This is a genomic window from Streptomyces sp. NPDC051664, assembly GCF_044453545.1.
Taxonomy (GTDB): Bacteria; Actinomycetota; Actinomycetes; order Streptomycetales; family Streptomycetaceae; genus Streptomyces.
In genome coordinates this window covers 1-3,379 of record NZ_JBITCU010000085.1, presented here as the reverse complement: position 1 = coordinate 3,379, position 3,379 = coordinate 1, and the positions used below count along the sequence as shown (strand labels likewise).

The window sequence follows — 3,379 nt, the reverse complement described above, 5'->3', positions numbered from 1 at the left end:
AGCTCATGGGTGGAACGTTGACTATTCGGCACGACAGGTTGTTTTTCACTAGTACTGCTTCGGCGTGGAACGTGAGGGATGGTCGGTCGTGTCGGGCACGTTGTTGGGTGTCTGAGGGTATGGCCGTAAGGTTGCCTTCAGTTGCCGGCCCCAGTGAACTCGCCCTTTAGGGGTGGGGTGATGGGTGGCTGGTCGTTGTTTGAGAACTGCACAGTGGACGCGAGCATCTGTGGCCAAGTTTTTAAGGGCGCACGGTGGATGCCTTGGCACCAGGAACCGATGAAGGACGTGGGAGGCCACGATAGGCCCCGGGGAGCTGTCAACCGAGCTTTGATCCGGGGGTGTCCGAATGGGGAAACCCGGCAGTCGTCATGGGCTGTCACCCGCTGCTGAACACATAGGCAGTGTGGAGGGAACGAGGGGAAGTGAAACATCTCAGTACCCTCAGGAAGAGAAAACAACCGTGATTCCGGGAGTAGTGGCGAGCGAAACTGGATGAGGCCAAACCGTATGCGTGTGATACCCGGCAGGGGTTGCGCATGCGGGGTTGTGGGATCTCTTTTTCACAGTCTGCCGGCTGTGAGGCGAGTCAGAAACCGTTGATGTAGGCGAAGGACATGCGAAAGGTCCGGCGTAGAGGGTAAGACCCCCGTAGCTGAAACATTAACGGCTCGTTTAAGAGACACCCAAGTAGCACGGGGCCCGAGAAATCCCGTGTGAATCTGGCGGGACCACCCGCTAAGCCTAAATATTCCCTGGTGACCGATAGCGGATAGTACCGTGAGGGAATGGTGAAAAGTACCGCGGGAGCGGAGTGAAATAGTACCTGAAACCGTGTGCCTACAAGCCGTGGGAGCGTCGCTGTTGTTCTTCGGAGCAACAGTCGTGACTGCGTGCCTTTTGAAGAATGAGCCTGCGAGTTTGCGGTGTGTTGCGAGGTTAACCCGTGTGGGGAAGCCGTAGCGAAAGCGAGTCCGAATAGGGCGTTTTAGTAGCATGCTCAAGACCCGAAGCGGAGTGATCTAGCCATGGGCAGGTTGAAGCGGAGGTAAGACTTCGTGGAGGACCGAACCCACCAGGGTTGAAAACCTGGGGGATGACCTGTGGTTAGGGGTGAAAGGCCAATCAAACTCCGTGATAGCTGGTTCTCCCCGAAATGCATTTAGGTGCAGCGTCGTGTGTTTCTTGCCGGAGGTAGAGCACTGGATAGGCGATGGGCCCTACCGGGTTACTGACCTTAGCCAAACTCCGAATGCCGGTAAGTGAGAGCACGGCAGTGAGACTGTGGGGGATAAGCTCCATGGTCGAGAGGGAAACAGCCCAGAGCATCGACTAAGGCCCCTAAGCGTACGCTAAGTGGGAAAGGATGTGGAGTCGCAGAGACAACCAGGAGGTTGGCTTAGAAGCAGCCACCCTTGAAAGAGTGCGTAATAGCTCACTGGTCAAGTGATTCCGCGCCGACAATGTAGCGGGGCTCAAGCGTACCGCCGAAGTCGTGTCATTCCAGCGTATAGGGCCAACGCCTGCTGGGATGGGTAGGGGAGCGTCGTGTGCCGGGTGAAGCAGCCGCGGAAGCGAGTTGTGGACGGTTCACGAGTGAGAATGCAGGCATGAGTAGCGATACACACGTGAGAAACGTGTGCGCCGATTGACTAAGGGTTCCTGGGTCAAGCTGATCTGCCCAGGGTAAGTCGGGACCTAAGGCGAGGCCGACAGGCGTAGTCGATGGACAACCGGTTGATATTCCGGTACCCGCTTTGAAACGCCCAATACTGAATCAGGCGATGCTAAGTCCGTGAAGCCGGCCCGATCTCTTCGGAGTTGAGGGTAGTGGTGGAGCCGATGAACCAGACTTGTAGTAGGTAAGCGATGGGGTGACGCAGGAAGGTAGTCCAGCCCGGGCGGTGGTAGTCCCGGGGTAAGGGTGTAGGGCGTGTGATAGGCAAATCCGTCACACATTAAGTCTGAGACCTGATGCCGAGCCGATTGTGGTGAAGTGGATGATCCTATGCTGTCGAGAAAAGCCTCTAGCGAGTTTCATGGCGGCCCGTACCCTAAACCGACTCAGGTGGTCAGGTAGAGAATACCGAGGCGTTCGGGTGAACTATGGTTAAGGAACTCGGCAAAATGCCCCCGTAACTTCGGGAGAAGGGGGGCCATCACTGGTGATTGGATTTACTCCATGAGCTGGGGGTGGCCGCAGAGACCAGCGAGAAGCGACTGTTTACTAAAAACACAGGTCCGTGCGAAGCCGTAAGGCGATGTATACGGACTGACGCCTGCCCGGTGCTGGAACGTTAAGGGGACCGGTTAGCTGACTTTCGGGTCGGCGAAGCTGAGAACTTAAGCGCCAGTAAACGGCGGTGGTAACTATAACCATCCTAAGGTAGCGAAATTCCTTGTCGGGTAAGTTCCGACCTGCACGAATGGCGTAACGACTTCTCGACTGTCTCAACCATAGGCCCGGTGAAATTGCACTACGAGTAAAGATGCTCGTTTCGCGCAGCAGGACGGAAAGACCCCGGGACCTTTACTATAGTTTGATATTGGTGTTCGGTTCGGCTTGTGTAGGATAGGTGGGAGACTTTGAAGCGGCCACGCCAGTGGTTGTGGAGTCGCCGTTGAAATACCACTCTGGTCGTGCTGGATGTCTAACCTGGGTCCGTGATCCGGATCAGGGACAGTGTCTGATGGGTAGTTTAACTGGGGCGGTTGCCTCCTAAAGAGTAACGGAGGCGCCCAAAGGTTCCCTCAGCCTGGTTGGCAATCAGGTGTTGAGTGTAAGTGCACAAGGGAGCTTGACTGTGAGACCGACGGGTCGAGCAGGGACGAAAGTCGGGACTAGTGATCCGGCAGTGGCTTGTGGAAGCGCTGTCGCTCAACGGATAAAAGGTACCCCGGGGATAACAGGCTGATCTTCCCCAAGAGTCCATATCGACGGGATGGTTTGGCACCTCGATGTCGGCTCGTCGCATCCTGGGGCTGGAGTCGGTCCCAAGGGTTGGGCTGTTCGCCCATTAAAGCGGTACGCGAGCTGGGTTTAGAACGTCGTGAGACAGTTCGGTCCCTATCCGCTGCGCGCGTAGGAATATTGAGAAGGGCTGTCCCTAGTACGAGAGGACCGGGACGGACGAACCTCTGGTGTGCCAGTTGTCCTGCCAAGGGCATGGCTGGTTGGCTACGTTCGGAAAGGATAACCGCTGAAAGCATCTAAGCGGGAAGCCTGCTTCGAGATGAGTATTCCCACCCCCTTTGAGGGGTTAAGGCTCCCAGTAGACGACTGGGTTGATAGGCCAGATGTGGAAGCCCGGCAACGGGTGGAGCTGACTGGTACTAATAGGCCGAGGGCTTGTCCTCAGTTGCTCGCGTCCACTGTGTT

1 rRNA gene is annotated in these 3,379 nt (G+C 56.4%); it reads left to right on the top strand.

The features are described 5' to 3' along the window. The first annotated feature begins 231 nt into the window (after window positions 1-231). A 23S ribosomal RNA gene (locus ACIA8E_RS41470) occupies window positions 232-3,357 on the top strand. Window positions 3,358-3,379: the final 22 nt, after the last annotated feature.